The organism is Zhongshania guokunii, assembly GCF_040892635.1.
GTDB lineage: Bacteria > Pseudomonadota > Gammaproteobacteria > Pseudomonadales > Spongiibacteraceae > Spongiibacter > Spongiibacter guokunii.
The window spans coordinates 61,141-85,485 of the sequence record NZ_JBFRYA010000008.1 but is presented as its reverse complement, the minus strand read 5'-3'; the positions used below and the strand labels follow the sequence as shown (position 1 = coordinate 85,485).

Below are 24,345 nucleotides of genomic sequence, written 5' to 3'. Positions count from 1 at the left end.
TGTCAGTCATACAATAATGATTATGCTATCAATATCCCCCATACCTGCTTTTAGCGACAACTATATATGGTGTGTCGCCCGCGACGGAGAGGCAATAATTGTCGATCCAGGCGATGCTGCGCCGGTATTAAAATACCTAGAACAGCATCAGTTAAAGCTTAGCGCAATTCTCGTCACCCATCATCATTATGATCATGTTAACGGTATTGAACTACTGCGCGAACACTACCCCCAAGCTTCAGTGTATGGGCCGCACAATCAAGTTGGCAGCATCAGCCAACGCCTAGAACACGGCCAGACAATCAGTTTATTTGATCACAGCGTTGAAATTATCGCCGTGCCCGGCCACACCTTAGATCACATTGCTTACTACATCTCAGACAACAGCCCAAATCCCCTGTTATTCTGCGGCGACACCTTATTTGCAGGTGGTTGTGGTCGGCTATTCGAGGGTACTGCGGAACAAATGCTGGCATCGCTAAGACTAATCTCCGCCCTACCGGCGAATACTGCGGTGTATTGTGCCCATGAATACACTTTAAGTAATTTAAAATTTGCGCAAGCTGTGGAGCCCAAAAACGAGGCACTACAGCAACGAGTTCAGCAGGCAAAACAACGCCGTGCTGAGGGATTACCAACAGTACCATCCCAATTGGCACTAGAGTTGCTGACCAATCCATTCCTGAGGACAGGAAAAAGCACTTTGCAGGCTAGCGTTGCAGCCCAAACTGGGCTTAAGCATTGGAAAGAAAAGGATATTTTTGCAAGTCTACGAAAATGGAAGGATGACTTTTGAATACTACTACTGAATAATTGCACCAATATGACAATAACAACTTACACAGGCAAGCTCGTACTTGGTGCAATTTTGCTGTCACTAGTGACAGCTTGCGCCCAGACACCCCAACGCCGCAGCCTCGCACGCACAGCCGCCGACATCCGCTACTGTGAAAAGCCCGAGCACCGAACGGCCAATATGTGTAAGTACCAGCGAGATGTTGAGCGCCGAAAGAAAACCGGCGATCCAGCCAACTACACGCTTCAAGGTCTACCCAAATATTACAGCAACACCAACAGCAACAGCAAAGCCCCCGCGCGGGCTAAAACGCCTGAAACAAAAAACAAGCCGCAATCTGATGCAGTAGCGGCCGCAGCAGTTAAAAGTCCACCAAAACGGCTAGCCCCCAAAAAGACCGAAGAACTGTGGACGCGACTCGCTCGCCAGCTAAGTTTTAACGACTTAACCGCACACGAATCGGTCGAAGAGCGCGAAGAATGGTATGCCGAGCACGCCTACTACCTCGCCAATGTCAGTAAACGCGCATCCCGCTATATTTACTACATCCTTGAAAACCTTGAAGCGCGGGATATGCCGGCAGATTTGGCACTGCTACCCTTTGTAGAAAGCGCCTACGACCCTTTCGCATACTCCCACGGCCGCGCGTCTGGGCTATGGCAGTTCATTCCCAATACCGCTAAACATTTAGGTATTGAGCAAAATTGGTGGTACGACGGCCGCCGTGATGTCATTACCGCCACCGACGCAGCCCTCGATTACCTTAGTGACTTAAACCGACGCTTTGATGGCGATTGGCTGCTAACACTGGCGGCCTACAATGCCGGCGCCGGCACAGTGAACAAAGCAATTAACAAAAACAAAAAGAAAGGCTTGCCAACCGATTTCTGGTCACTAAACCTGCCTAAGGAAACCGAAAACTATGTGCCTAAAATGCTGGCCCTAGTTAAAATTTTCCAAAATCCAGCCAGTTACAACCTAACCCTGCCAAGCCTTGCCAATAGTGAGCATTTTGTTGCGATAGACACCGGCAGCCAAATAGACCTCGCTCAAGCGGCTAAGCTGGCTGAAGTCAGCGTTGATGAGCTATACCGCCTCAACCCTGGTTTTAACCGTTGGGTAACCGCCCCAGACGGTCCGCACCGCCTATTAATTCCGACTAAAAAATCCAAGGCTTTCCGCGAGCGTTTAGCCAAAGTGTCGGCACGCGACCGGGTGCGCTGGCAGCGTTATAAGGTTCAGCGCGGCGATAACCTCATTGGCATATCACGCGAGCACCACGTCGACGTGGCAACTTTGCGGGCGAGCAACCAGCTTGATAAGGACATTTTGCAAGTCGGCCAAGTACTCCTTATACCTGACGCGGGTAATGGTCTGTCGCCGTTAAAAAGCCTGAATCGCGGCCAAGCTAGCAGCGAGGCAAGCCGCCTTCAGCACACGGTTACTAGTGGCGACACGATCAGTGGCATCGCCGATAAATACGGCGTTAAAACTGCTCAGGTCAACACCTGGAATAAGCTGGCAAGTAATGCCACGATTCGTCCCGGCCAAAAGCTAATTATTTGGGGTAAGGCGAGCAACACCAGCAGCCAAGGCATTATTCGCAAAGTGGGCTATAAAGTACGCAACGGTGACTCGCTATCGTTGATTGCCAGCCGTTTTAATTTACGGATCCGCGATATTGCCGAGTGGAACTCCATTAAAACTAGCCAGTATTTACGTCCCGGCCAATCCCTTACCTTGTATGTAGACATTACCCACGCAGACCTTTGATGGGTTTGATATAGTATAGGCCCCGTTGCCCGACTCAGGTTTTTGCTGCATTTATGACAGGCTACTTTATTCGCCGCTTTTTGCTGATAATCCCCACGTTTATCGGCATCACCCTATTGGTTTTCGCCATCACCCGCTTAGTACCGGGTGGCCCCATCGAACAATTAATGATTCAAGCGCAGCTCGGCGGTGAAACGGGCTCATTGCAACGCAGTCAGGGCGGCGGCACCCTGTCTGACGAACAACTGGAAGAATTAAAACACTATTACGGTTTTGATCAGCCCATGCTCAGCAGCTATGTGCGCTGGCTAAAACAGGTAGTGCAATTTGATTTAGGCACGTCAACCCGCTATCAAGACCCAGTATGGCAAATCATTAAAGAACGCTTTCCCGTCTCTATATTTTACGGGCTCACCACCCTCATTCTCACGTATCTGGTTTGTATACCACTGGGCCTCGCCAAGGGCATGTACCACGGCAGCGCCTTAGACAGCTGGTCATCTGCCGTGGTGTTTTTGGGCTACGCCCTACCGAGCTATGTGATTGGTATTGCCTTAATTTCTTTATTTGCCGGTTACTGGGACTGGTTTCCCCTTGGCGGCTTTGCCAGTGACAACTACGATGATCTTTCTACCTTAGGTAAGGCCGGCGATATTTTTCATCACGCCGCCCTGCCCCTCATCGCGTATTTGGCGGGCAGCTTTGCCGTTACTACCCTGATGATGAAAAACGCCTTGATGGATAATCTGTCTGCCGATTATATGCGCACCGCCGCCGCCAAAGGCCTGAGCCGCACTGCCAGCGTCAGCGGCCACGCCCTGCGCAATAGTCTGATTCCGGTAGCAACCTCCTTTGGCAATAATATCTCACTGCTGTTGGGCGGCTCCTTTTTGATCGAAACCATTTTCAATATCGACGGTATTGGCTTGCTGGGCTACGAAGCCATTATTGAGCGGGACTACCCCATCGTGATGGGCATATTGGTAATCTCTTCCTTGCTGTATCTACTAGGCAATATTCTCTCTGACATTTGCGTAGCGTTGGTCGATCCCCGTATTCGCTTTGGCGGAGGCAGTAGCACATGAGTATTTTTGCCCTGCGCAACCCCGTTGCCAAAAAGCGTTGGCAGCGTTTTCGCCAATCGCGGCGCGGCTTTTACTCAACGTGGATACTGCTAGCCTTAACCCTGTGCAGCTTTGGCGCCGAACTCATTGCCAACAATCGCGCACTGGTGGTGGTGTATGAAAACCAATGGTTTTTCCCTACCTTCAGTGCGGTTAATAGCGGGAAAGATTTTGGCTTGGATTACAGCTACGAGGTAAATTACCGGCAGCTGCAGAGCCAACTTGCCGAACAAGGCGATGGCTGGGTATTGATGCCGATCATTCCCTTTAGCCCCTTAGAAACCGATCTGATTGCCGGAGATTTCCCCCCGCACGCGCCGTCACTGAGTAAGAGCCATTACCTTGGCACTGACACCAGCGGTCGCGACGTAGCCGCCCGCTTACTCTACGGCTTTCGCACCGCCATTGTGTTCTCCCTGCTGCTATTGGTTTTTAATTACGCCATTGGCGTGGCCATAGGCTGCTTGATGGGCTTTTGGGGTGGCGCCTTCGATTTAATCTTTCAACGCATCATTGAGATTTGGTCCAACATCCCCTTCTTATACGTGATCATGATCGTCGCTTCCATCATTACCCCAGGCTTTTGGAGCCTGCTGTTTATGATGGCTTTTTTCGGTTGGACCAGTATGACCTGGTATATGCGTACCGCGACCTACAAAGAAGTCGCCAGAGACTATGTAATGGCCGCCAGAGCAATGGGCGCCTCGGGCAGCCGCATTGTGTTCCGTCATATTTTACCCAATAGCGTGTCGACCTTGGTAACCTTTGTACCCTTTTCGGTTGCCTCCGGCATCACCTCCCTCACTGCATTGGATTACCTCGGCTTTGGCTTGCCGCCACCGGTTTCAAGCTGGGGTGAACTCCTCAAGCAGGGCACCGAGAATTTAGAATCGCTGTGGCTGGTTGGCTCAGTGGTTATCGCCATGACCCTTATTTTGATGTTAGTCGCCTATATTGGCGAAGCCATTCGCGATGCCTATGATCCAAGGCAATTTAGCTATTATGAATAAATTTTTAAGCTTTTTATTACTCACGGTTTTTAGCGCGAACCTCGCGCTAGCACTGCCTAAAGAACTGCCTGCTGAGCTTAATTGGCAAACCAATCTCAGCGACCCAATCTTTGCCGATCCGGCCGCCAAGCGCGGCGGACGCTATCGCACCTTTGTCACCACCTTCCCCCTCACCCTCAGGCTGGTTGGGCCGGATTCCAATGGCAACTTTGCCGGCTATATGCGGGCGAACAACTTAGGCTTGGTCGGCATACACCCCAATACCCTGCAGCCTCTACCTGAGCTGGCAACACACTGGGCCTTTGGCGACGACGGCCACACCATCTATTTTCGCCTCGACCCCGATGCGCGCTGGTCAGACGGCAAACCCGTAACCGCCGACGACTACCTGTTTGCCCTAGAGTTTATGCGTTCTAAATTTATTCTGGCACCGTGGTATAACAATCATTTCAACGAGGTGATTACTGGCATCGCCAAATACGATGACTACACCATTGGCATCGAGGGCGCAGTTGCCAAACCCCAAGATGAAATGCTATTTGAGTACGGATTATCGCCGGTCGCAAAGCACTTTCATGTACTGGACGAAAATTGGGTAAAGGATTACAACTGGCGCGTCGAACCCAATACTGGGCCCTATATCATCAGCGAGATTCGCAAGGGTAAATACATTGAGTTCACCCGTAAAAAAGACTGGTGGGCTAACGACAAGCGCTATTTTAAATACCGCTACAACCCCGATCATTTACGGGTAAAACTCATTCGCGACATCAATATTGCCTATCAGTACTTTCGCAAGGGTGAGCTAGATAATTTCCCCCTACTCATGCCCCGTTTCTGGCATAAAAAAGCCCAGGGCGATATTTACGAGAATGGCTATGTTGGCAAAATCAAATTTTACAATGATGTGCCCCAACCCATCAGCGGCCTATTCCTCAACGAAGATGCCACGCCCCTTAACGACATAAATGTGCGTTACGCCATTGCCCACGCGCTAAACGTGGACAAGGTAATCAACACCGTATTACACGGCGACTACGAGCGTCTGCAAAGCGCCCACGACGGCTACGGCGACTACACCAATACCACAATTCGCGCCCGCGAGTTCGACCTTAAAAAAGCAGGCGAATACCTTGATAAAGCCGGCTGGCAGCAACGCAATAAAGACGGCATCCGCACCAAAGACGGCCAGCCCCTGAGCATTCGCATTACCTATTACAATAGCGGCCACAACGACCGTTTGGTTATTCTGAGCCAAGAAGCGCTCAAGGCCGGAATCGAGTTCAAGCTGCAATTACTCGACCCCTCTTCCGCGTTTAAACAAATCATGGAAAACAAACATCAAGCGGCGTGGATGGGCTGGTCTGGCGGCGGTTTATCGCCAACCTACTGGGAGTTTTATCATTCAGAAAATGCCCATAAATCCCAGACCAATAATGTCACCAACACCGACGATCCGGTGATGGACGCTAAAATAATGGCCTACCGCAAGGGCACCGACAAAGCTGGTCGCGTCAAGCTTGCCCACGAGCTAGAGCAAATGATTCACGATCAAGGCTCTTTTATCCCCACCTTTAAAGTGCCCTATACCCGCGAAGCCTATTGGCGCTGGCTGAAGTTGCCCGCCCACTACGGCACCCGTACCAGCGACTCCCTGTTCGACCCCCTCGGTGGCAGCGGTGGCCTATTCTGGATAGACCAAGAGGCACACCGCAACATTCTTGAGGCCAAAAGTCATGGCGACGCTTTGCCCCCAGAATTAATCATCGATAAAACCTGGGTAATCGCGCCATGAGCTTATTATCGGTAGAGCAATTGCGGGTCGCGATTCGCGGCGACGATGGCGTGCAGCGCGAACTCGTTAGCGCCATTTCCTTTGCCATCGCCAGCGGCCAAACCATGGGCTTGGTTGGCGAATCGGGCTGCGGAAAAAGCCTTACTGCCATGGCGATACTCGACTTGCTACCCAAGCCCCAGGCGCTGCGCAGCGGCGGTAAAATCCTGTTTAAGGGTGACGATCTAGCTCAGCTAAGCCCAAAAGCATTGCGCCAAATTCGCGGCCATAAAATCGCAGTAATCTTTCAAGACCCCATGAGCGCGCTCAATCCCGTGCAGCAAATTGGCCGCCAAATTATAGAAGTACTTAAACTGCACTTCCCCCAGCAGTCGCGTGCGGTTCAGCGCGCTAGGGCATTAGAACTGTTAACCGAGGTTGGCATTCCCGCCCCAGCAGAGCGCCTAAACGCCTACCCACACCAATTATCGGGGGGCATGCGCCAACGGGTTATGATTGCCATGGCCTTGGCCTGCGAGCCGGAATTATTAATTGCCGACGAACCGACTACCGCGCTCGACGTGACCATTCAGGCACAAATTGTTCGGCTACTGAAAAAACTGCAAGAAAAAAATGGCATGGCCATGCTGTTTATTACCCACGATCTCGCGCTGGTCTCCCAACTAAGCGACCATATCGCGGTGATGTACGCGGGAAAAATTGTGGAATACGGCCCCGCCGCTACTTTGTTTAGCACGCCTCGCCACCCCTACACCCAAAGCCTGCTTGCCGCCTTACCTGGCGCGGGCCATCCGCCAAAATCGCCACTGCTCAGTTTAGAGGGCCAAGTACCCTCTATCGAAAATATGCCAGCGGGTTGCCGCTTTGCCAACCGCTGCCGCTTTGCAGAAAACATTTGCAAACGCAGCGACCCTGTTGCAGAAGTCAGTGATGATCAGCTAGAAAGCAGCGAGCAAGCCAGTGTTGCCTGCCATTTATGGAGATCGATTTCGTCATGACGTCAAATACGATTTCAGCAAGGTCGTCAGCGAGTGATTTAGCGACGAATATGGCTGGAGACAAGCCTGTTCTCACTGTAGAGGACCTCCAGCTCCACTTCAGCCAAGGTGGTGGCGTATTCCAACGCCGGCGCGCCAAGTTACGTGCAGTAGACGGCGTCAGCTTTAACTTATACCAAGGTGAAACCCTTGGCCTCGTCGGGGAATCTGGCTGCGGTAAAAGCAGCCTCGCCAAAGCGCTGCTTAATTTGCACAAACCCACCGCAGGCTCGGTAATTTATGCCGACACCGATATTGCCGGCCTGTCCGATCGCGAAATGCGCCAATACCGCCGCGCCCTGCAAATGATTTTTCAAGATCCCTTCGAATCCCTCAACAGCCGCCACACCGTAGAGGTTATTCTTGAAGAGCCCCTTGTTATACACAAGATTGGCAATCGCGAAAGCCGTCGTCAGCGGGTGGCAGATTTGCTCGCTATGGTCGGTCTGCCACCGTCGGCTGCCAGCAAATACCCCCATGAATTTTCCGGCGGCCAGCGCCAGCGTATCGGCATTGCGCGGGCCATCGCCCTAGAGCCAGAAATTCTGATTTGCGACGAAGCCGTATCGGCACTCGATGTTTCGGTGCAGGCGCAGATTTTGAACCTGCTGTTAGCCATTCAGCAAAAACTCAAACTCAGCATTATTTTTATCTCCCACGATTTAGCCGTAGTTCGCCATATGAGCGACCGCATAGCCGTCATGTACTTGGGGCAGATTGTCGAGATTGCAGATGCCGAGTCTATTTACAGCAGCCCCAGACACCCTTACACCCAAGGCTTATTGGCGTCGATTCCTCGCCTCGGCGAAGCATCGCCGATTGATGCGCAAATTAGTGGCGACCTGCCCTCGCCGATCGCGCCACCACCTGGTTGCCGTTTTCATACCCGCTGCCCACATAGGCAAGAACGCTGCGAGCGTGAAGCCCCAGTATTACAGGCGAGCGACGCCGGCCAACACCTCACGGCCTGTCACTTTTGGCCAGAAATAATCGCCAAGCAATCGGCTTAATGTAGATGTTATTTGACGCTTAATTAGCCTCGGTTGGCGGTTATGATCCATTTCCCCCTTATTCGCGGTAAACTTCACCGCCAAAATTCGGCGAAGCCGCGGCGTTAAGCCCTGCTTATCCCTAAAAATGCTTAAAGGTCGCAAGTTCCAAATATGAACCCCATCGACATTATAAAATCGCTGCCCGCGCTCAATATCAAATCGATCGATGCTGCGCTCCGCCCGATCCCCGCAGAGTGCGCCTACGGTGAGCGCGAAGCACTGCGCAAACTCACCTTTGACAATATGCATAACTTCCGCGAGCTCGGTGGCTACACCACTACAGACGGCATGCAAATTAAATGGGGAATGGTGTATCGCGCCGACAAACTGGCCGGCTTATCCGAGCAGGATCAATATTTTTTAGAGCGTTTGAAGCTCCGTAAAATTATTGACTTTCGCTCCGACGAAGAGCGCTTCGAGGCGCCACATACCTTGCTAGCAAACAGCGCTATTGAGATCGCGCCGCACCCGGTTACCGTTGAAGCGGCGCAAATAGAAAAAGTGACTGCAAGGTTAGTGGAAGAAAACGTCAACGCTGAAGATATGGCACTTTTTTTAATTGAAGCTAATCGGGAAATGATCGAGCGTTTTACCCCCGTATATAAAAAATGGCTACACTCGCTATTAGAAGACGGCAGTTTTCCCCAAGTATTTCACTGCACCGCCGGCAAAGATCGCACCGGCTTAGCGGCAGCATTATTAATGCGAATTTTAGGCGTACCCAACGAACTGATAATGCAAGATTATCTTGCCACCAATCACTATACCGCCAAACGAGTAGAACGCATTGTTCACCACGTTATTGAAACCACCTTGCATCAAATCAACCAAGACGTCGTGCGCACACTGTTTAAAGTGCAAACGCGCTTTTTGAACGAAGCCTTTCTCACTATTGATGAAGAATACGGCGATTTTGCCACCTACCTCGAAACCGGCCTAGGTTTTGGGGAAGCCCAGTGCGCGCGCCTGCGTGAGCTTTTACTCGAACCCCAGCAGGCTATTTAAATGGAAACACGCACCTTCAACTCGGCCTTTGGCGAACTCACCTTGTTTCGCCGCCCTTTCCGCCCAAGAGAAACACTACAAGCCTGGGACGCTGCCGATGACTACCTGCTCACGCATCTCGCCGAGCTAGACCTGCCAAGTGAGACACGTATACTGATCGTCAATGACAGCTTCGGCAGTTTAAGTACCGCCTTAGCAGATTACGACTGTAACCTGTGGGCCGACTCTGCGATTAGCCAACTCTGCGCCACTGAAAATGCGGCGCGCAACGGCAAATCGGCGCCCACATTTATTCCCGCCACCATGGCGCCCACCGGAAAATTCGATTTAATCTTATATCGGCTACCCAAAAGCCGTTCACTATTGAATTATCAACTGCAACTTTTGGCACCGCTGTGCAGCGCCGGCGCACAGTTTATTGGCGCGGCCATGGCGCGTCATATAGACCAGAATATTGTCGCTGCTTTTGCCAGTACTATCGCTGTAGCCAAACCCAGCCTCGCGCGGAAAAAAGCACGTTTAATCTTCCTCGACGGTGGCATAATCACCGCCGTGCAAAAATCCGACAGTAAGACACTAGATTTAAGCGAAGTTGATTTGCAGATCATAAACCGCGCCAACGTGTTCTCGCGCGACAAGCTCGACCAAGGCAGCAGGATATTGCTCGCCAGCTTAAACAAACTCGAAGCACCGCAACACATGGCAGACTTGGGCTGTGGTAATGGCTTACTGGGCATAGTCGCAGCGCGACAATGGCCGACCGCACAGGTCCATTTCTTTGACGATTCCTTTCTCGCCATCGACAGCGCCAAACAGAATGTTAGCCGCAACCTCGGCGAAAGCAATGCAAAATTTACCGCCAGCGACTGCCTCTACGGCTATACCGGCGATCCATTTGATTTGATCCTATGCAATCCGCCGTTTCATCAAGATCACCATGTTGGCGATCAAATTGCCCGGCAAATGTTCCGCGACAGCTTCCACCACTTGGCCAATAATGGCGTATTCTGTGTGGTGGGCAATCGCCATCTTGGCTACCATGTGCTGTTGAAAAAGCTGTTTGGCAACTGCGAAACCATTAATTCTGACAGTAAATTCGTGGTACTCGTGGCCCGTAAAACGGGTTAACGTTAGTAATAAGCGTAGCCTAGGCATAACCGCGACTAATCAGCTAAAAACCCTGTATCTAGCATTTCTGGTTTATAGCGCTGGATGATATTTGAATCCTTTTTAAGGATTTTTTCATCTTTACCGTCGTAATCCAGACTAGACAATAAGTCTTTAATTAGATTGATACGTGCTGCCTTTTTATTATTGGCCCGAATAATCACCCACGGCGCGAGATCACTGTGGCTGCGCCGCAACATTTCATTGCGCGCCTGACTGTAATTTTCCCAATTACTTTGGGCCTCGCGATCGATAGGGCTTATTTTCCAGTTAGACAGCGGGTCTTGCTCCCGCGCAAGAAATCGCTCTTGCTGCTCGCTCTTATCAATATCTAAAAAATATTTCCGCAACTGAATACCTGAATCGATAAGCATATGTTCAAAAGGCGCTACCATACGGAAAAAACGCTGATAGTCAGCTTCGTTACAAAAGCCCATTACCCGTTCAACCCCCGCGCGGTTATACCAGCTGCGGTTAAAAATCACGAATTCAGCAGACGCAGGTAAATACGGTACATAGCGTTGAAAATACCAAGTGGCTGCATCCCGCGCGCTAGGCTTACCTAACGCAACTACCCGCGTTTCTCGTGGACTTAAATGCTGCACGATCCGCTTAATCACGCCGTCTTTACCGGCCGCATCACGGCCTTCCACTATTACCAATATACGATGATCACAGGCAATAAAGTGACGCTGCAATTTAACTAACTCAATTTGCAAGGCGCGCAATATACTTTTGTAATTATCCATACCTTATTCAACCCTCGTTTCTAACACAATATTGGGCATTCACAACGTTAAACTAAAACCAACAAGCTCGCGGCTATTTGATCCATATCAATCCCATTCAAACACTTACTTGCTAAATTCTCGACTCATATTCAATAAACACCACACAAGTTTATCTGCAACCCCAAAGTGAGCGCAGGCCATGCATTATTTATTGGAACAATTAGAGCAAGATCATCACCGTATTTTACGAATGATGTATGTGCTGAGTAAGGAAATAAACCAACTGACCGGCTTAAATAAGGGTACCGCCAACTGCGATCGTATTTTGGAAATACTTGATTATATTCAGGTCTACCCTGAGGTATGGCACCATCCGACAGAAGACGTATTATTCCAGCAGCTTCTAACAAAAGAACACATAAATACTGTGGCTGTAAAAAAGCTCTTAAATGAACATCCTCGCCTAGAAGCCCTCAGCAGCCAATTGGCACTAATATACAGTGAGTTTCGCGAGGTAAAAGCTCGGCCTTCGCTAAGGGTATTGCAGCTCAGCCGCTATTATTGCAGTAAGCAAATAGCTCATATTCACGACGAGCGAAACATCTTTGACGCTATCTCTGTCCGTTTTAACGAACAAGACTGGCAAACCGTTAACAATGCGTTACGAGAAAGCGCTGCACCTGACGATGAACGAAGCCAAATCGATTATATTTGCCGTTCAAACCATCTAAACCAAAATCAATTATTGACAAGTAGCGGCTTACATTAAACATGGTGAATATCGAGCCGCCCACCTCGCAAGCAACGCCCACCGTGCTTGCTTTTGATCCCAGCTTGGTTGCCAAATACAGCATTCAAGGGCCTCGTTACACGTCCTATCCCACGGCACTGTTGTTCAACGAGCAATTTACCCTAGCTAATTACGAGCACCACCTCGATACGGCCGGCACTGACTCCGCGCCTCTATCCATATACGTGCACATCCCTTTCTGCCGATGGCTGTGTTACTACTGCGGCTGTAACAAAGTGGTTACTAAAAGGCGCGGTGTAACTAGGCAATACCTCGATCATCTGGCAATAGAAATTGCACTATTGTCAAAACGCATCGGCGCTAGCCGGCAAGTGACGCAACTACACTTTGGCGGCGGCACCCCTACATACTTAGACGACGCGGAGCTGACCGAGTTAATACATTTACTCGCGAGTCATTTTAATTTAGACGCCAATCAAGAACGAGAGTACTCAATCGAAATTGACCCACGCACAGTAAGCCCCGATCGCTTGGCTTTACTGCGTGGTCTTGGCTTTAATCGTTTAAGTTTTGGCATCCAAGACACCGACCTGCAGGTGCAGCAAGCTATTAATCGAGTGCAACATACCGAACAAATTGTTGAGCTGGTCGGCGCGGCAAGAGCTTACCGCTTTAACTCTATCAGTTTTGATCTCATCTATGGTTTACCACGACAAAACTGCACGACGCTTAAGCACACACTAGATGACGTTATTGCGTTGCTGCCAGATAGAATCGCCTTGTACCACTACTCACACCTACCCGCTCGTTTTCCGGCGCAAAAAGCGATAGAACGGCACCATTTACCCAGCGCCGGTGAAAAGCTCGCCATGCTCAGCCTAGCGACCACGCGTTTAATTGACGCTGGGTATATATACATCGGCATGGATCATTTTGTTCGGCCCGACGATGAGTTAGCCCTGTGTCAAAAAGAGGGGCATTTACAGCGCAACTTTCAGGGCTATTCCATCACTTTAGCGCCGGATGTACTCGGCATTGGCGTATCTGCCATCAGCGCCATCGGTGACAGCTATGGCCAAAACAGTCGCGACATTAGTGACTACTATAAGAAATTAGACGCTGGTCAGCTTCCTATCGATAAAGGACTCATAAAATCTACTGAGGACCAAATACGGGCTTATGTCATTATGCAACTCGCCTGTAATCTCCGGGTTTCCGCTCAGGCTTTTACCGACAAATTTAGTATATCGCTCTGGGAAAAGTTCGCCGATGTTCAGCTAAAACTCGAGGATATGCAGCAAGACGGTATCGTCATCATCGATCACGAGGGCATCACCATTACCGAAACAGGGCGAATGATGCTGCGCAATGTTTGCATGGTATTTGACCAATATCTCAACGCACATACCCAGAGCTACTCAAAAACAATTTAACAAAGCTGGCATACCTGAGATTCCCCCGCTTTTAGACTATGACACCTTATTAGAAAGTCATGCCAAACACTTGAAATATGACCACAATGTAAGTAAGAGTAGGTATTATCCGGTGTTATTAAACACGCAATAAGGAAATGCCTAGCATGATCGCTGTCAGTGAGCACAACGCGCCGTCAGACAAGCACTGTCCGCACAACGCCGCAATCAATTGCGCAAGCTGCCGATTAAGCGCGATATGCTTGCCACTGGCGCTGGCCCAAGACGAAATTGTGCAATTAGATGAAATTGTCCAACGCGGCCGACCATTGCAAAAAGGCCAACACCTCTATCGCGAAAATGACCACTTCTCCTCGGTTTTTGCCGTGCGCTCCGGCGCAGTAAAAGCCTATAGCATGTCAGATAGCGGCGAAGAGCAAGTTACCGGATTTTACCTGCCAGGTGAAATCCTCGGCATGGATGGCATTGGCCACAATCGCTATGCCAGCTCCGCCATGGCTATGGAAGTATCGGCAATATGCGAAATCCCCTTCGCAAATATCGAAGACCTGAGTGGTAAGCTCCCAAATATGCAAAAGCACTTTTTCAAATTGCTTAGCCAAGAAATCGTAGAGGATCAACGCCATATCACCCTTGTTAGCAAGCACACTGCCGAGGAGCGTTTAGCGTCGCTCTTGGTGAGTATCTCTGCGCGCAATGCGCGCCGCAATTTATCGCCGTTAAATATTCGTTTACCCATGTCACGCACTGACATCGGCAACTTCCTTGGTCTGACCATAGAAACAGTCAGTCGCGTGTTTAGTCGGTTTGCAAAGCAAGGCTTGATTGAAATTGATAAGAAAGAGTTGGTGGTACTTGATATCGACGCGCTAAAACACATTGCGTCTCTAGGACATTGATTTAGCGTTATAAAATATTTCAACGCTACTTAAACGCCGCGTTTTTATTCACGCTGCCTGCACTCGTAAATTCTATATTGGGCTTAAATTCGCCCCAGTTTCCCAAATTTTTCATAAAGCATAGTTTAGTTGACGTAGATCAACTGGCCTGCATTATCACTTTGCTATCTTGCCGATTATCATTGGATGAGCGCAAGCGAGCAAACCGTGGCTAATTTTGTCAGCAATCCCCTGGGATTCCTATTTTCACCCCATAAACAGTGGCATGCCGTTGCTTGCGTGCCTACCAATGCACTGCCCAGTAAATTGCTTTATGCGATTGTTCTCGCAATTGGCCCTTGTCTCGCATGGTATTACGGTACCACCGTCATCGGCTGGAGCATCGGCGATGGCGAGCAAGTATTACTAACAACGGCCAGTGCCTTGCGCATTGTGATTGCTTTCTACCTCGCCATGCTGGGCGCCCTCGCCATTATCGGCTATTTCATTCATTGGATGGCAGAAACCTATGGCAGCGAGTCAACCATGGTCAAAGGCATGGTCGTGGCGAGCTATACCGCTACCCCCCTCTTCATTGCGGGGCTCTCCGGCTTCTTTCCTATTTTTTGGCTAGACATGCTCGTCGGTATCGCCAGTTTAAGCTGGGCGGTTTACCTGCTTTATGTCGGCATTCCCATTGTAATGAACATTCCCGCTGAGCGCGGATTTCTCTATGCCTCCGCAGTGGTTGGTGTGTGCATGGTGATTTTTATGGCCCTTATGGGCGGCGTGGTCATTTTGTGGGAAATGGGATTAGCGCCGGTATTTGTCGACGGTTGACACTGCAAAGCTCAACGATGCAAAGACTAGCAGCCCCCGTACATCCCCAAAAAAATACAGTGAATTAAACCGTTATAAGACTTCTAATTTTACGTTTAAAGGAATCCAAATGGACTCGCAAACCCAGCAACCTCAATACGACTACCACGCGGTAAAAATGTTTACCGTTATGGCTGTTGTCTGGGGTATTGTCGGCATGTCTGTCGGGGTGCTGATTGCCGCCCAGCTGATCTGGCCGGTACTCAATTTTGACACCCCTTGGCTCAGCTTCGGCCGACTTCGGCCCTTGCACACCAACGCAGTAATCTTTGCCTTTGGCGGTTGTGCGTTAATGGGTTCGTCTTTCTATGTGGTGCAGCGCACCTGTCAAGCCCGTCTCGCTGGCGGTCCACTGATCCCCTTTGTATTTTGGGGCTGGCAGTTGGTTATTGTGCTGGCGGCCATAACCTTACCAATGGGTTATACCAGTACAAAAGAATATGCGGAATTAGAATGGCCAATTGATATTCTGATCACCCTCGTTTGGGTGGCCTATGCCATTGTCTTTTTTGGCACCATCATGAAAAGGCGGATGTCGCACATCTATGTGGCCAACTGGTTTTACGGTGCGTTTATCATCACCGTGGCCGTACTGCACATTGTGAACAGCCTAGCGGTACCGGTTAGCTTGACCAAATCCTATTCCATATACTCCGGCGCAGTAGATGCCATGGTGCAATGGTGGTATGGGCATAACGCTGTCGGCTTTTATTTGACGGCGGGCTTCTTGGGAATGATGTACTACTTCGTTCCTAAGCAAGCTGGTCGGCCTGTGTACTCCTACCGTTTATCAATCGTTCACTTTTGGGCGCTGGTGTCTGTGTACATCTGGGCTGGCCCACATCATTTGCACTACACCGCGCTACCTGACTGGGCGCAAAGCCTAGGCATGGTAATGTCATTGATTCTGCTAGCGCCTTCTTGGGGCGGCATGATCAACGGCATGATGACCTTGTCGGGCGCTTGGCATAAATTGCGCACTGATCCGATTTTGCGGTTCTTAGTAGTGTCACTGTCCTTCTATGGCATGTCGACTTTTGAAGGGCCAATGATGGCGATTAAAACCGTCAATTCACTTTCTCACTACACCGATTGGACGATTGGTCACGTGCATTCAGGTGCGCTTGGCTGGGTGGCGATGATCTCCATCGGGACCATTTATCATCTGATCCCGGTGTTGTTCGAAAAAGAAAAAATGCACAGCATTCCGGCGATTAATTTGCACTTTTGGTTATCGACCATTGGCACAGTTCTGTATATCGCATCCATGTGGGTTAACGGCATTGTTCAGGGCTTAATGTGGCGCGCTTACAACAGTGACGGCAGCCTAACTTACAGCTTTGCAGAATCTGTGGTTGCGAGTCATCCTGGCTACATTGTTCGCTTTATCGGTGGCAGTATCTTCCTGTTCGGCATGCTGGTGATGGCATGGAATGTTTGGCAGACCATTCGCAACGGCGAAGAACTGGCAGCGGCTAGCAGCCCAGCGGAGGTAGCGGCATGAATCACGATCTCGTTGAAAAAAATATCGGACTAATGATTATTTTCATAATCATTGCCATTAGCTTTGGCGCCTTGGTTGAAATTATACCCTTAGCGTTCCAAAAAGAGACCACCGAACCAATTAAGGGTTTAAAGCCGCTTAACGCTATGCAGTTAACAGGTCGCGATATTTATATACGTGAAGGCTGCCATGTATGTCATTCACAAATGATTCGCCCGCTTCGCTCAGAAACTGAACGCTACGGCCACTATTCTGTTGCTGGCGAAAGTGTTTATGAACACCCGTTCCTATGGGGTTCTAAACGCACAGGGCCAGATTTGGCGCGTGTCGGCGAACGTTATAGCGACGAGTGGCATCGAGCCCATCTGTTCGACCCTCGGGCGGTGGTGCCGGAGTCCATCATGCCCGCCTACCCCTGGTTATTTAACAATGACATTGACGGCGACATGGTCGGCAGGAATATGGCAGCGCTACGCAAAGTCGGTGTGCCTTATACCGACGCCGACATCGCGGGTGCCGCAGAGCAAGTAGCGGGTAAAAAAGAGATTGATGCCATGGTGGCGTACTTACAGCAGCTTGGCACATTGCTTAAGTACAAGCGCTAGGCAAAGGACGATAACCATGGATCAAGACAGCCTAAGAGCAATATCAACACTGTTAGTATTTATTACGTTTATAAGCCTAAGCGTTAGTGTTTTCCGCAAGAGCCGTAAAAGCTATTTCGAAGATGCAGCCCTGCTGCCGTTTGCCGACGACGACATCAGCCGCAAACGCAAATCTGACGCAAAAGATGTGGAGAGCCACAATGAGTAGTTTTTGGAGTATGTGGATCGTCGTCCTAACGACCATCTCTATCGTCCTTATTACCTGGTTACTTTTTAGCAACCGAAAGATTAAAAGTACAAAAGAGAACCAAACCACTGGGCACGTCTACGACGGCATAGAAGAATACGACAACCCGCTTCCGTCTTGGTGGTTCAAGATGTTTGTCGCCAGTATTGTATTCGCCATTGGGTATTTGATTGCGTATCCCGGCATGGGGAATTTCCCCGGCCTCCTAAACTGGACATCCGTAGGCAAATGGGAAAATGAAGTTCAGCAAGCTGAACAGGCAACCGAGTCGCTTTATCAAGACTTTATGAACAAAGATATTCCCGCGCTGGCCCAGGACAAAAAAGCCATGCGCCTTGGAAAGCGAATCTTCGCCAACAACTGTGCAATTTGCCATGGCGTTAACGCTGAAGGCTCATATGGTTTCCCTAACCTCAGCGATCATGATTGGCTATACGGTGGCTCGCCCGAGCAGATACGCACATCAATTACCAATGGACGCAGCGGCAGCATGCCCGCTTGGGAAAGCATGCTCGGCAATGACGGCCTCGCTGCCATGACCGATTATGTTATTAACTTGAGCAAGGCCACAACAGTTGATGAAAGCCCCGCCGCAAAGCAATTTGCGATGATGTGCTCAGCCTGCCATGGCGCAGATGGTAGTGGCAGTCAAATGATGGGCGCAGCAAATCTCCGCGACAATATTTGGCTATATGGTGGCGACGCCGGTCGTATAAAACAAAGCATCGCCAAGGGTCGCAACGGACAAATGCCAGCCCATCACGACAAACTCAGCGAAGAGAAGATCTATCTACTGACAGCCTACGTCTACCAATTGTCGTCGGCTGAAAATACGAACAAACCTTGAAAGCAGCGATGGAGCCATTAATAGCATGAGTGCTGAATCGGCCGGTTCGCAAAGCAGTGGGAACCCAGTAGGCGTCGACCCTGATCGCATTCCGGTCGAGGAATTTGTTCCTGCAGAAGTTGCGGAACTCGACCTGTATCAAAAGCGAGAGAAAATATACACCCGCAAGATCGAGGGCTTTTTTCAACGCATTCGTACCTTAACCGGATGGCCGCTGTTAATGGGGTATTTCCTGTTACCGTGGTTACAATGGGATGACCGGAAAGCCGTTCTGTTTGACCTGCCCGCCCGTCAATTCCATGTACTCGGCATCACCTTCTGGCCGCAAGATCTAAGCATGCTCGCATGGGTGCTTATCATTGCGGCGTTTATGCTATTTGCGGTAACCAATTTTGCTGGCCGGGTATGGTGTGGTTTCAGCTGTCCGCAAACGGTGTGGACCAGCATTTTCATGTGGATTGAACAAAAAGTTGAGGGAAGCCGTAATCAGCGTATCAAGTTAGATGCTGCGCCCTATACCGCGAGCAAGTTTGCCAAAAAATTCGTCAAACACAGCATGTGGCTTGCGGTGGCTTTTTATACTGGCTTTACTTTCGTCGGCTATTTCACGCCAATTTTGGATCTTAGCTACGACTTTTTTACGTTCAGCGTAAACCGATGGGCAGCTTTTTGGATCGGCTTTTTTACCTTAGCGACCTACGGTAACGCCGGCTATTTGCGCGAACAGGTTTGCCTGTATATGTGCCCTTACGCGCGCTTTCAATCGGCAATGTTTGACCCAAACACCTTAATCATTTCCTACGACCCAAAGCGCGGTGAACAACGCGGTTCGCGCAAACGAAATGAAAAGTCAGCCGATGTTGGCTTAGGTGACTGCATTGACTGTCAGCTCTGCGTTCAGGTTTGCCCAACCGGAATCGATATTCGTGACGGCCTGCAATATCAGTGTATCGGCTGCGCCCTATGCGTTGATGCCTGTGATTCTGTTATGGAAAAAATGGACTATCCCAAAGGTTTGATCAGCTACACCACTGAAAACGCGTTAAATGGCCAGCCTTCTCAGATTTTTAGACCACGACTGTTAGCCTACATCCTCGCGGTTGTGGTGATGTGCGGTTTATTGGCCTACCGCATAATCGATCGTGAAACGATTGAGGTCAGTGTGCTAAGGGATCGCCAAGCGCTGTACTATCAAAGCGAGCAAGGCGCTATCGACAATCGCTTCACGCTGAAAGTCGCAAATAAAACACAAGCGAATCACCGCTACCAACTGTCTGTGTCCGCCCCCTACCCGGTCGACATCATTGGTTCGGTAGAATTTCAAGTACTCAGTGGCGAGGTCGTTGATATTCCCATAACCCTACGTCTTAACGCCCAGCAGCAGGTTCACGGTTCTTTTAATATTGAATTTCGCGCCCAGCGATTAGATGCCGAGAATGACATTGTTAGCCATGAAAGTCGCTTTTTTGCGCCTGCCGAGTAATCCACCATGACAGCGAATGTATCTATGCAGATCAAACACGGCGCGTCAGAAAAATGGTATCGACAATTCTGGCCTTGGTTTTTAATTGTGTTGCCCGGCACCGTCGTCATTGCCAGCATCATCACCTTGGTCATTGCAATTATCCACAGCGACAACTTGGTGCGCGACGACTATTACAAAGACGGCTTGGCGATCAATCGCTATCTTGAGCAAGACGCATTTGCGAGCCAAATGCAACTCAGCGCTGGCGGGCAGCTAGCTGGCGACAGTATTAAAATTACCCTTAATGGCACCGCCCTAAGCAAATACAGTCATCTGCTTTTGCAATGGCAGCACCCGACCAGTGAAGAGTTAGACTTCCAAACCGTTCTTATCAACGACGGCGAAAACCATTACAGCGCGCAACTCACCCAGAGTGTTACCGGGCGCTGGTATCTTACATTAGCGTCATTCAACAACAATGAAGCGAGTGACTGGCGTCTAAAAACTGAGTTTGACACTGACCACACTCAGCAATTTGTCATGGACGATCAGGCCAACAATCAAGGAGCGCAGACGCCATGACAAATGCCTGTTTTCACTGTGGCGAAACTATTCCCGCCAGCGCCAATTTCCAACTCTTAGTGGATGGCACCCAACGCAATATGTGCTGTGGCGGCTGTCTGGCCGTTGCCGAATGCATACTTACAGCAGGTTTAAACGACTACTACCGCTTGCGTTCCGCCGCCGCTATTACCCCCAGCGAAGGCATTGACGATTACAGCCGTTTTGATCAACAAGAATTATTCGAAGATTTCTCCACGCAAGACGGTTCGTCGTGGGTCAGCCGCTTTAGTGTTGGTGGCTTGCGCTGCGCCGCGTGCGCCTGGCTGATCGAACAACATCTACTGCGCATAGATGGCATTGAATCGATCAGTGTACATCTGCAAAATGCTGTCGCCACGGTAAGGTGGAATCCGCAACAACTCAGCCCCAGCGCTATATTTAAGGCTTTTCACGCACTCGGTTACCAAGCCTTACCCTGGTCAGCCACCACCCGCGACATTCAACTGCAGGAAGAAATGACGGGGCTTCTACGCCGGCTGGGTGTAGCCGGCATCGGCATGATGCAAGTAGGCATGGTTGCCATTGGTCTTTATGCTGGCGACTTTCAGGGGATCGACGATAGTAGCCGCACCCTGCTCAGGGTCTTTAGCTTAATCATTACCACGCCGGTTCTGCTCTACGCCGCGCAACCCTTTTTTAAAAATGCGTGGCGCTCATTGCGTCGTGGCCACCCTGGCATGGATGTTCCCGTTTCGATTGCCTTAACCGCAGCGTATACCGCGAGTGTTGTATCCACTATTAGCCAAGGCGCCCACGTTTACTACGACACCATAAGCATGTTTACCTTTTTCTTATTGCTGAGCCGCTACTTGCAATTGCGGGTAAGCCAGTATCAGCATCGCGGTACATCGCTGCCGACATCTGCCCGAAAAATCACGCAGCTTGGCGACAGCAAATTTGAATGGGTGGGCGTAAAATCGCTCAAGGTCGGCGACCTTATAAGCGTGCAACCAGGGGAAACCTTAGCGGTTGACGGCATTATTCGCCGCGGAACAAGCAGCATCGAAAGCAGTGCATTTAGCGGCGAGTTTTTGCCCGTTCACTGTGGTATTGGCGACAGCGTGATGGCGGGGAGCGGCAATATCGATGGTAATCTCGACATTGAAATTACCCAAACGACATGCGATACCGCCTGGGCCAAAATAGCCGAATTATTAGAACAAGCTCAAGCCAGCAAGCCCGCCGTGGCGCAGCTGGCAGACAGAATGGCCAGTCATTTTGTGATGTTAGTTATGCTATTAGCTGGTGTCAGCTATGCCTACTGGTACAGTCACGAGGGTGGATCAGCGTTTATTATTGCCTTGTCGGTATTGGTTGTTAGCTGTCCTTGCGCCCTATCACTCGCAACCCCAACAAGCTATACCGCCGCAATCAAAGCACTTAGTAGACAAGGCGTCTTGCTTACAAATGGCCGCGTTCTCGAACAGATGCGCAACGTCAGTCACCTTGTATTTGACAAAACGGGCACCCTCACAGAGGGCCGCCCACATATCTTGTCGTGTCGCGTGTTCGGTGGTATCAGCGACGAAACCGCGCGGGAAATTGCGGCTAGCCTAGAACAGCTGTCTCACCACTCCATTGCCCACGCGTTTAAACAAAGCAGTAAAGTCGCAAGTACCCACTATAACGTAGAAAATGGCGAAGTGGTCAGCGGCGCCGGAATTCGCGGCCGCATCAACGGCAAGGTCTACCGCATTGGCAGCGCTGCATTTTGTAAGGTGCCCCGCCAACACCATAGCGCCCATTTGAATGTTTACCTCGCCGACGACAGTAACGTCCTAGCCCACTTTCAACTTGCTGACGAAATTCGCTCCGACGCGCTGTCGCTGGTGCAAGCCATGCAAAATAGCGGCCTTAGCCTTGAAATTCTCAGCGGTGACAACTCCGGCCAAGTTGCCGAAGTCGCCGGCGCACTCGGCATAAATGCTTATCAGGCTGGGTGTAGCGCAGCGCAAAAACTCGCCCATGTTAAAAACCTGCAAGCACAGGGTGCTGTTGTCATGATGGTCGGCGACGGTATTAACGACGCGCCAGTCATTGCCAGCGCCGACATCTCGGTTGCCATGACCAGCGCCAGTGAATTAACACGCACCCAAGCAGACGTGGTACTACTCGATAATAAACTTCACAATATCGCTGTTTTGTTTAGCAAAGCAAAACTCAGTAGAGCCATCTTGATACAAAACCTCAGCTGGGCACTGCTCTATAATTTGATGGCACTGCCCTTAGCGGCGATGGGTTTGGTGCCACCTTGGTTGGCGGCACTGGGCATGTCTGCCAGCTCACTTGTTGTGGTATTAAATGCACTGCGAATTGGTGCAAAGCAAACAGATTCCACCTTACATGCCGCTGAGGCCACACCAAAACGCAATACACTTACAACGAGTGGGGCTTACAATGGCTAGCTTAATTATTCTGTTACCCATTGCGCTGATTTTTTTCGGCTTAGCGATATTTTTATTTTGGTGGTCGGTCGGCAACAGACAATTTGACGATTTAGATCGCGAAGGACAGCGCATCTTATTTGACGAAGAAGAAAAACCGCGCTGTTCAGTGCCGCCAGAAAAGCGAGACCCCCATAATGATGCCTGAAGTGCTTAGCTATTCTGCGGCACTTTTACTGGGCTTAATCGGCAGCCCGCATTGTGTCGGTATGTGCGGCGGAATCGCGGGACTGCTGGGCGCGTCTACTACGCCACCGCAGCCACTACACCCTGGCGGCGCCATCATTACCAGCACAAAAACCGCCGCGAATCTTCAGCATATCTACTACAGCGTGCTCTTCCAGCTCGGTCGTATTTCGAGTTACGCCCTACTCGGCGCGATTCTCGGCGGCTCAGTCGCCGCCGCCGGCGCATTGGCGACAACACAGCTCATGCCCATTAGCCAAGCATTGCGAATTCTCGCCAGTGTGATGCTCATTATTATGGCACTCTCCATCGCGGGCTGGAGCCGCATCGCAATGATCCTTGAAAAATTAGGCGGGCGTGTTTGGCAGAAATTACAGCCTGTACGCAAACGACTTATTCCAATCGACTCGCAAGCAAAAGCAATTGCGATCGGCGGATTTTGGGGTTTTCTGCCCTGCGGACTAATTTACAGTGCGCTGGCGTGGTCGGCACTGAGCGGCAGTGCCATCCAATCCGCGATGCTAATGGCCTGTTTTGGCTTGGGCACTGCACCAGCGGTAATAAGCATAGGAAGTTTGAGTAGCGGCCTGCGCAGCGCAATTAAAAAGCCCCTCACCCGCTACGGATTTGCTGCGCTGCTGATCGCCTTAGCGCTTTACCCGCTATACACAATGCTTATTCATCAAAGCGCTCACCAGCCAAGTAGTGAGCATAACCACAGCGCGATTCACCAATAAGTTGGCCATTTCAGTTTACTTAAAAGCATTTTTCTCAGCTCCGCTGCCCGAAAAGACCATGTTGATATTGGCTGCTTTACCACTGAGAAGTTGGGCAAACCGCAAGGAAATAGATACCTCAAGAAGAAAAAGGGCTCTGACCCCTTTAATTACAACGAAGCCGCCGTTCCTTGCTTTGAAAAGCCTACAACCCTGACAGTTGAAGACCTGTCTGAAACCAAACCTGAACCAATAAACAGACTAACGATACATCAA

At 50.3% G+C, this 24,345-nt stretch carries 23 protein-coding genes; 22 read left to right on the top strand and 1 reads right to left on the bottom strand.

Annotated elements, in window-relative coordinates; genetic code table 11:
* Positions 1 to 16 precede the first annotated feature (16 nt).
* The 9 genes from gloB to AB4876_RS10600 all read left to right on the top strand — a co-directional run bounded on the left by gloB (position 17) and on the right by AB4876_RS10600 (position 10,720).
* Entirely contained in the window at positions 17 to 796 is a 780-nt protein-coding gene (gene gloB, locus AB4876_RS10640) for a hydroxyacylglutathione hydrolase (protein ID WP_368381638.1), read from the top strand.
* A gap of 27 nt (positions 797 to 823) precedes the next feature.
* Positions 824 to 2,569, top strand: a complete 1,746-nt coding sequence (locus tag AB4876_RS10635) for a lytic transglycosylase (RefSeq protein ID WP_368381637.1) — start codon at positions 824 to 826, stop codon at positions 2,567 to 2,569.
* A 53-nt stretch (positions 2,570 to 2,622) separates the two neighbouring features.
* Positions 2,623 to 3,654: an ABC transporter permease subunit gene (locus AB4876_RS10630; RefSeq protein ID WP_368381636.1), complete on the top strand. Its 1,032-nt coding sequence runs from the start codon at positions 2,623 to 2,625 to the stop codon at positions 3,652 to 3,654.
* Entirely contained in the window at positions 3,651 to 4,703 is a 1,053-nt protein-coding gene (locus tag AB4876_RS10625) for an ABC transporter permease (RefSeq protein WP_368381635.1), read from the top strand. The genes AB4876_RS10630 and AB4876_RS10625 overlap by 4 nt, the downstream gene beginning before the upstream one ends.
* Positions 4,696 to 6,498, top strand: a complete 1,803-nt coding sequence (locus AB4876_RS10620) for an extracellular solute-binding protein (protein WP_368381634.1) — start codon at positions 4,696 to 4,698, stop codon at positions 6,496 to 6,498. Before AB4876_RS10625 ends, AB4876_RS10620 begins: the two co-directional genes overlap by 8 nt.
* Positions 6,495 to 7,496: an ABC transporter ATP-binding protein gene (locus tag AB4876_RS10615; protein ID WP_368381633.1), complete on the top strand. Its 1,002-nt coding sequence runs from the start codon at positions 6,495 to 6,497 to the stop codon at positions 7,494 to 7,496. The genes AB4876_RS10620 and AB4876_RS10615 overlap by 4 nt, the downstream gene beginning before the upstream one ends.
* On the top strand, positions 7,493 to 8,545 hold the full coding sequence (locus AB4876_RS10610; protein WP_438273411.1) for an ABC transporter ATP-binding protein: 1,053 nt from the start codon (positions 7,493 to 7,495) through the stop codon (positions 8,543 to 8,545). Before AB4876_RS10615 ends, AB4876_RS10610 begins: the two co-directional genes overlap by 4 nt.
* Before the next feature lie 153 nt (positions 8,546 to 8,698).
* Positions 8,699 to 9,592 (top strand): tyrosine-protein phosphatase, encoded by an 894-nt coding sequence (locus AB4876_RS10605; RefSeq protein WP_368381632.1) that lies wholly within the window; start codon positions 8,699 to 8,701, stop codon positions 9,590 to 9,592.
* Positions 9,593 to 10,720 (top strand): class I SAM-dependent methyltransferase, encoded by a 1,128-nt coding sequence (locus AB4876_RS10600; RefSeq protein WP_368381631.1) that lies wholly within the window; start codon positions 9,593 to 9,595, stop codon positions 10,718 to 10,720.
* 35 nt (positions 10,721 to 10,755) lie between these two features.
* Here the strand turns inward: AB4876_RS10600 and ppk2 are convergent, their stop codons facing one another.
* Complete coding sequence (gene ppk2, locus AB4876_RS10595; protein WP_368381630.1) at positions 10,756 to 11,508, bottom strand: polyphosphate kinase 2; 753 nt, start codon at positions 11,506 to 11,508, stop codon at positions 10,756 to 10,758.
* A 181-nt stretch (positions 11,509 to 11,689) separates the two neighbouring features.
* Here ppk2 and AB4876_RS10590 point away from each other — a divergent pair, with 181 nt between their 5' ends.
* The 13 genes from AB4876_RS10590 to AB4876_RS10530 all read left to right on the top strand — a co-directional run bounded on the left by AB4876_RS10590 (position 11,690) and on the right by AB4876_RS10530 (position 24,090).
* Positions 11,690 to 12,259, top strand: a complete 570-nt coding sequence (locus AB4876_RS10590) for a hemerythrin domain-containing protein (RefSeq protein WP_368381628.1) — start codon at positions 11,690 to 11,692, stop codon at positions 12,257 to 12,259.
* 2 nt (positions 12,260 to 12,261) lie between these two features.
* On the top strand, positions 12,262 to 13,674 hold the full coding sequence (gene hemN, locus AB4876_RS10585) for an oxygen-independent coproporphyrinogen III oxidase (protein WP_368381627.1): 1,413 nt from the start codon (positions 12,262 to 12,264) through the stop codon (positions 13,672 to 13,674).
* 146 nt (positions 13,675 to 13,820) lie between these two features.
* The gene (fnr, locus tag AB4876_RS10580) at positions 13,821 to 14,573 is read left to right on the top strand and encodes a fumarate/nitrate reduction transcriptional regulator Fnr (protein WP_368381626.1); all 753 of its coding nucleotides are present in this window, start codon (positions 13,821 to 13,823) and stop codon (positions 14,571 to 14,573) included.
* A 186-nt stretch (positions 14,574 to 14,759) separates the two neighbouring features.
* Positions 14,760 to 15,392: a Yip1 family protein gene (locus tag AB4876_RS10575; protein WP_368381625.1), complete on the top strand. Its 633-nt coding sequence runs from the start codon at positions 14,760 to 14,762 to the stop codon at positions 15,390 to 15,392.
* A gap of 109 nt (positions 15,393 to 15,501) precedes the next feature.
* Positions 15,502 to 16,935, top strand: coding sequence for a cytochrome-c oxidase, cbb3-type subunit I (ccoN, locus tag AB4876_RS10570; RefSeq protein ID WP_368381624.1), 1,434 nt, complete (start codon positions 15,502 to 15,504; stop codon positions 16,933 to 16,935).
* Positions 16,932 to 17,540, top strand: coding sequence for a cytochrome-c oxidase, cbb3-type subunit II (ccoO, locus tag AB4876_RS10565; RefSeq protein WP_368381623.1), 609 nt, complete (start codon positions 16,932 to 16,934; stop codon positions 17,538 to 17,540). Before ccoN ends, ccoO begins: the two co-directional genes overlap by 4 nt.
* A 16-nt stretch (positions 17,541 to 17,556) precedes the next feature.
* Positions 17,557 to 17,748: a cbb3-type cytochrome oxidase subunit 3 gene (locus tag AB4876_RS10560; protein WP_344932317.1), complete on the top strand. Its 192-nt coding sequence runs from the start codon at positions 17,557 to 17,559 to the stop codon at positions 17,746 to 17,748.
* Complete coding sequence (gene ccoP, locus AB4876_RS10555) at positions 17,741 to 18,634, top strand: cytochrome-c oxidase, cbb3-type subunit III (protein ID WP_368381622.1); 894 nt, start codon at positions 17,741 to 17,743, stop codon at positions 18,632 to 18,634. The genes AB4876_RS10560 and ccoP overlap by 8 nt, the downstream gene beginning before the upstream one ends.
* A 25-nt stretch (positions 18,635 to 18,659) precedes the next feature.
* Positions 18,660 to 20,117: a cytochrome c oxidase accessory protein CcoG gene (gene ccoG, locus AB4876_RS10550; protein WP_368381621.1), complete on the top strand. Its 1,458-nt coding sequence runs from the start codon at positions 18,660 to 18,662 to the stop codon at positions 20,115 to 20,117.
* Positions 20,118 to 20,123: 6 nt separating this feature from the next.
* Positions 20,124 to 20,681, top strand: coding sequence for a FixH family protein (locus tag AB4876_RS10545; protein ID WP_368381620.1), 558 nt, complete (start codon positions 20,124 to 20,126; stop codon positions 20,679 to 20,681).
* Positions 20,678 to 23,128: a heavy metal translocating P-type ATPase gene (locus AB4876_RS10540; protein ID WP_368381619.1), complete on the top strand. Its 2,451-nt coding sequence runs from the start codon at positions 20,678 to 20,680 to the stop codon at positions 23,126 to 23,128. Before AB4876_RS10545 ends, AB4876_RS10540 begins: the two co-directional genes overlap by 4 nt.
* Positions 23,121 to 23,315 carry a cbb3-type cytochrome oxidase assembly protein CcoS gene (ccoS, locus tag AB4876_RS10535; RefSeq protein WP_368381618.1) on the top strand — a complete coding sequence of 65 codons (195 nt, stop codon included), beginning with the start codon at positions 23,121 to 23,123 and terminating at the stop codon, positions 23,313 to 23,315. Before AB4876_RS10540 ends, ccoS begins: the two co-directional genes overlap by 8 nt.
* On the top strand, positions 23,305 to 24,090 hold the full coding sequence (locus AB4876_RS10530; protein WP_368381617.1) for a sulfite exporter TauE/SafE family protein: 786 nt from the start codon (positions 23,305 to 23,307) through the stop codon (positions 24,088 to 24,090). Before ccoS ends, AB4876_RS10530 begins: the two co-directional genes overlap by 11 nt.
* The last annotated feature ends 255 nt before the right edge of the window (positions 24,091 to 24,345 follow it).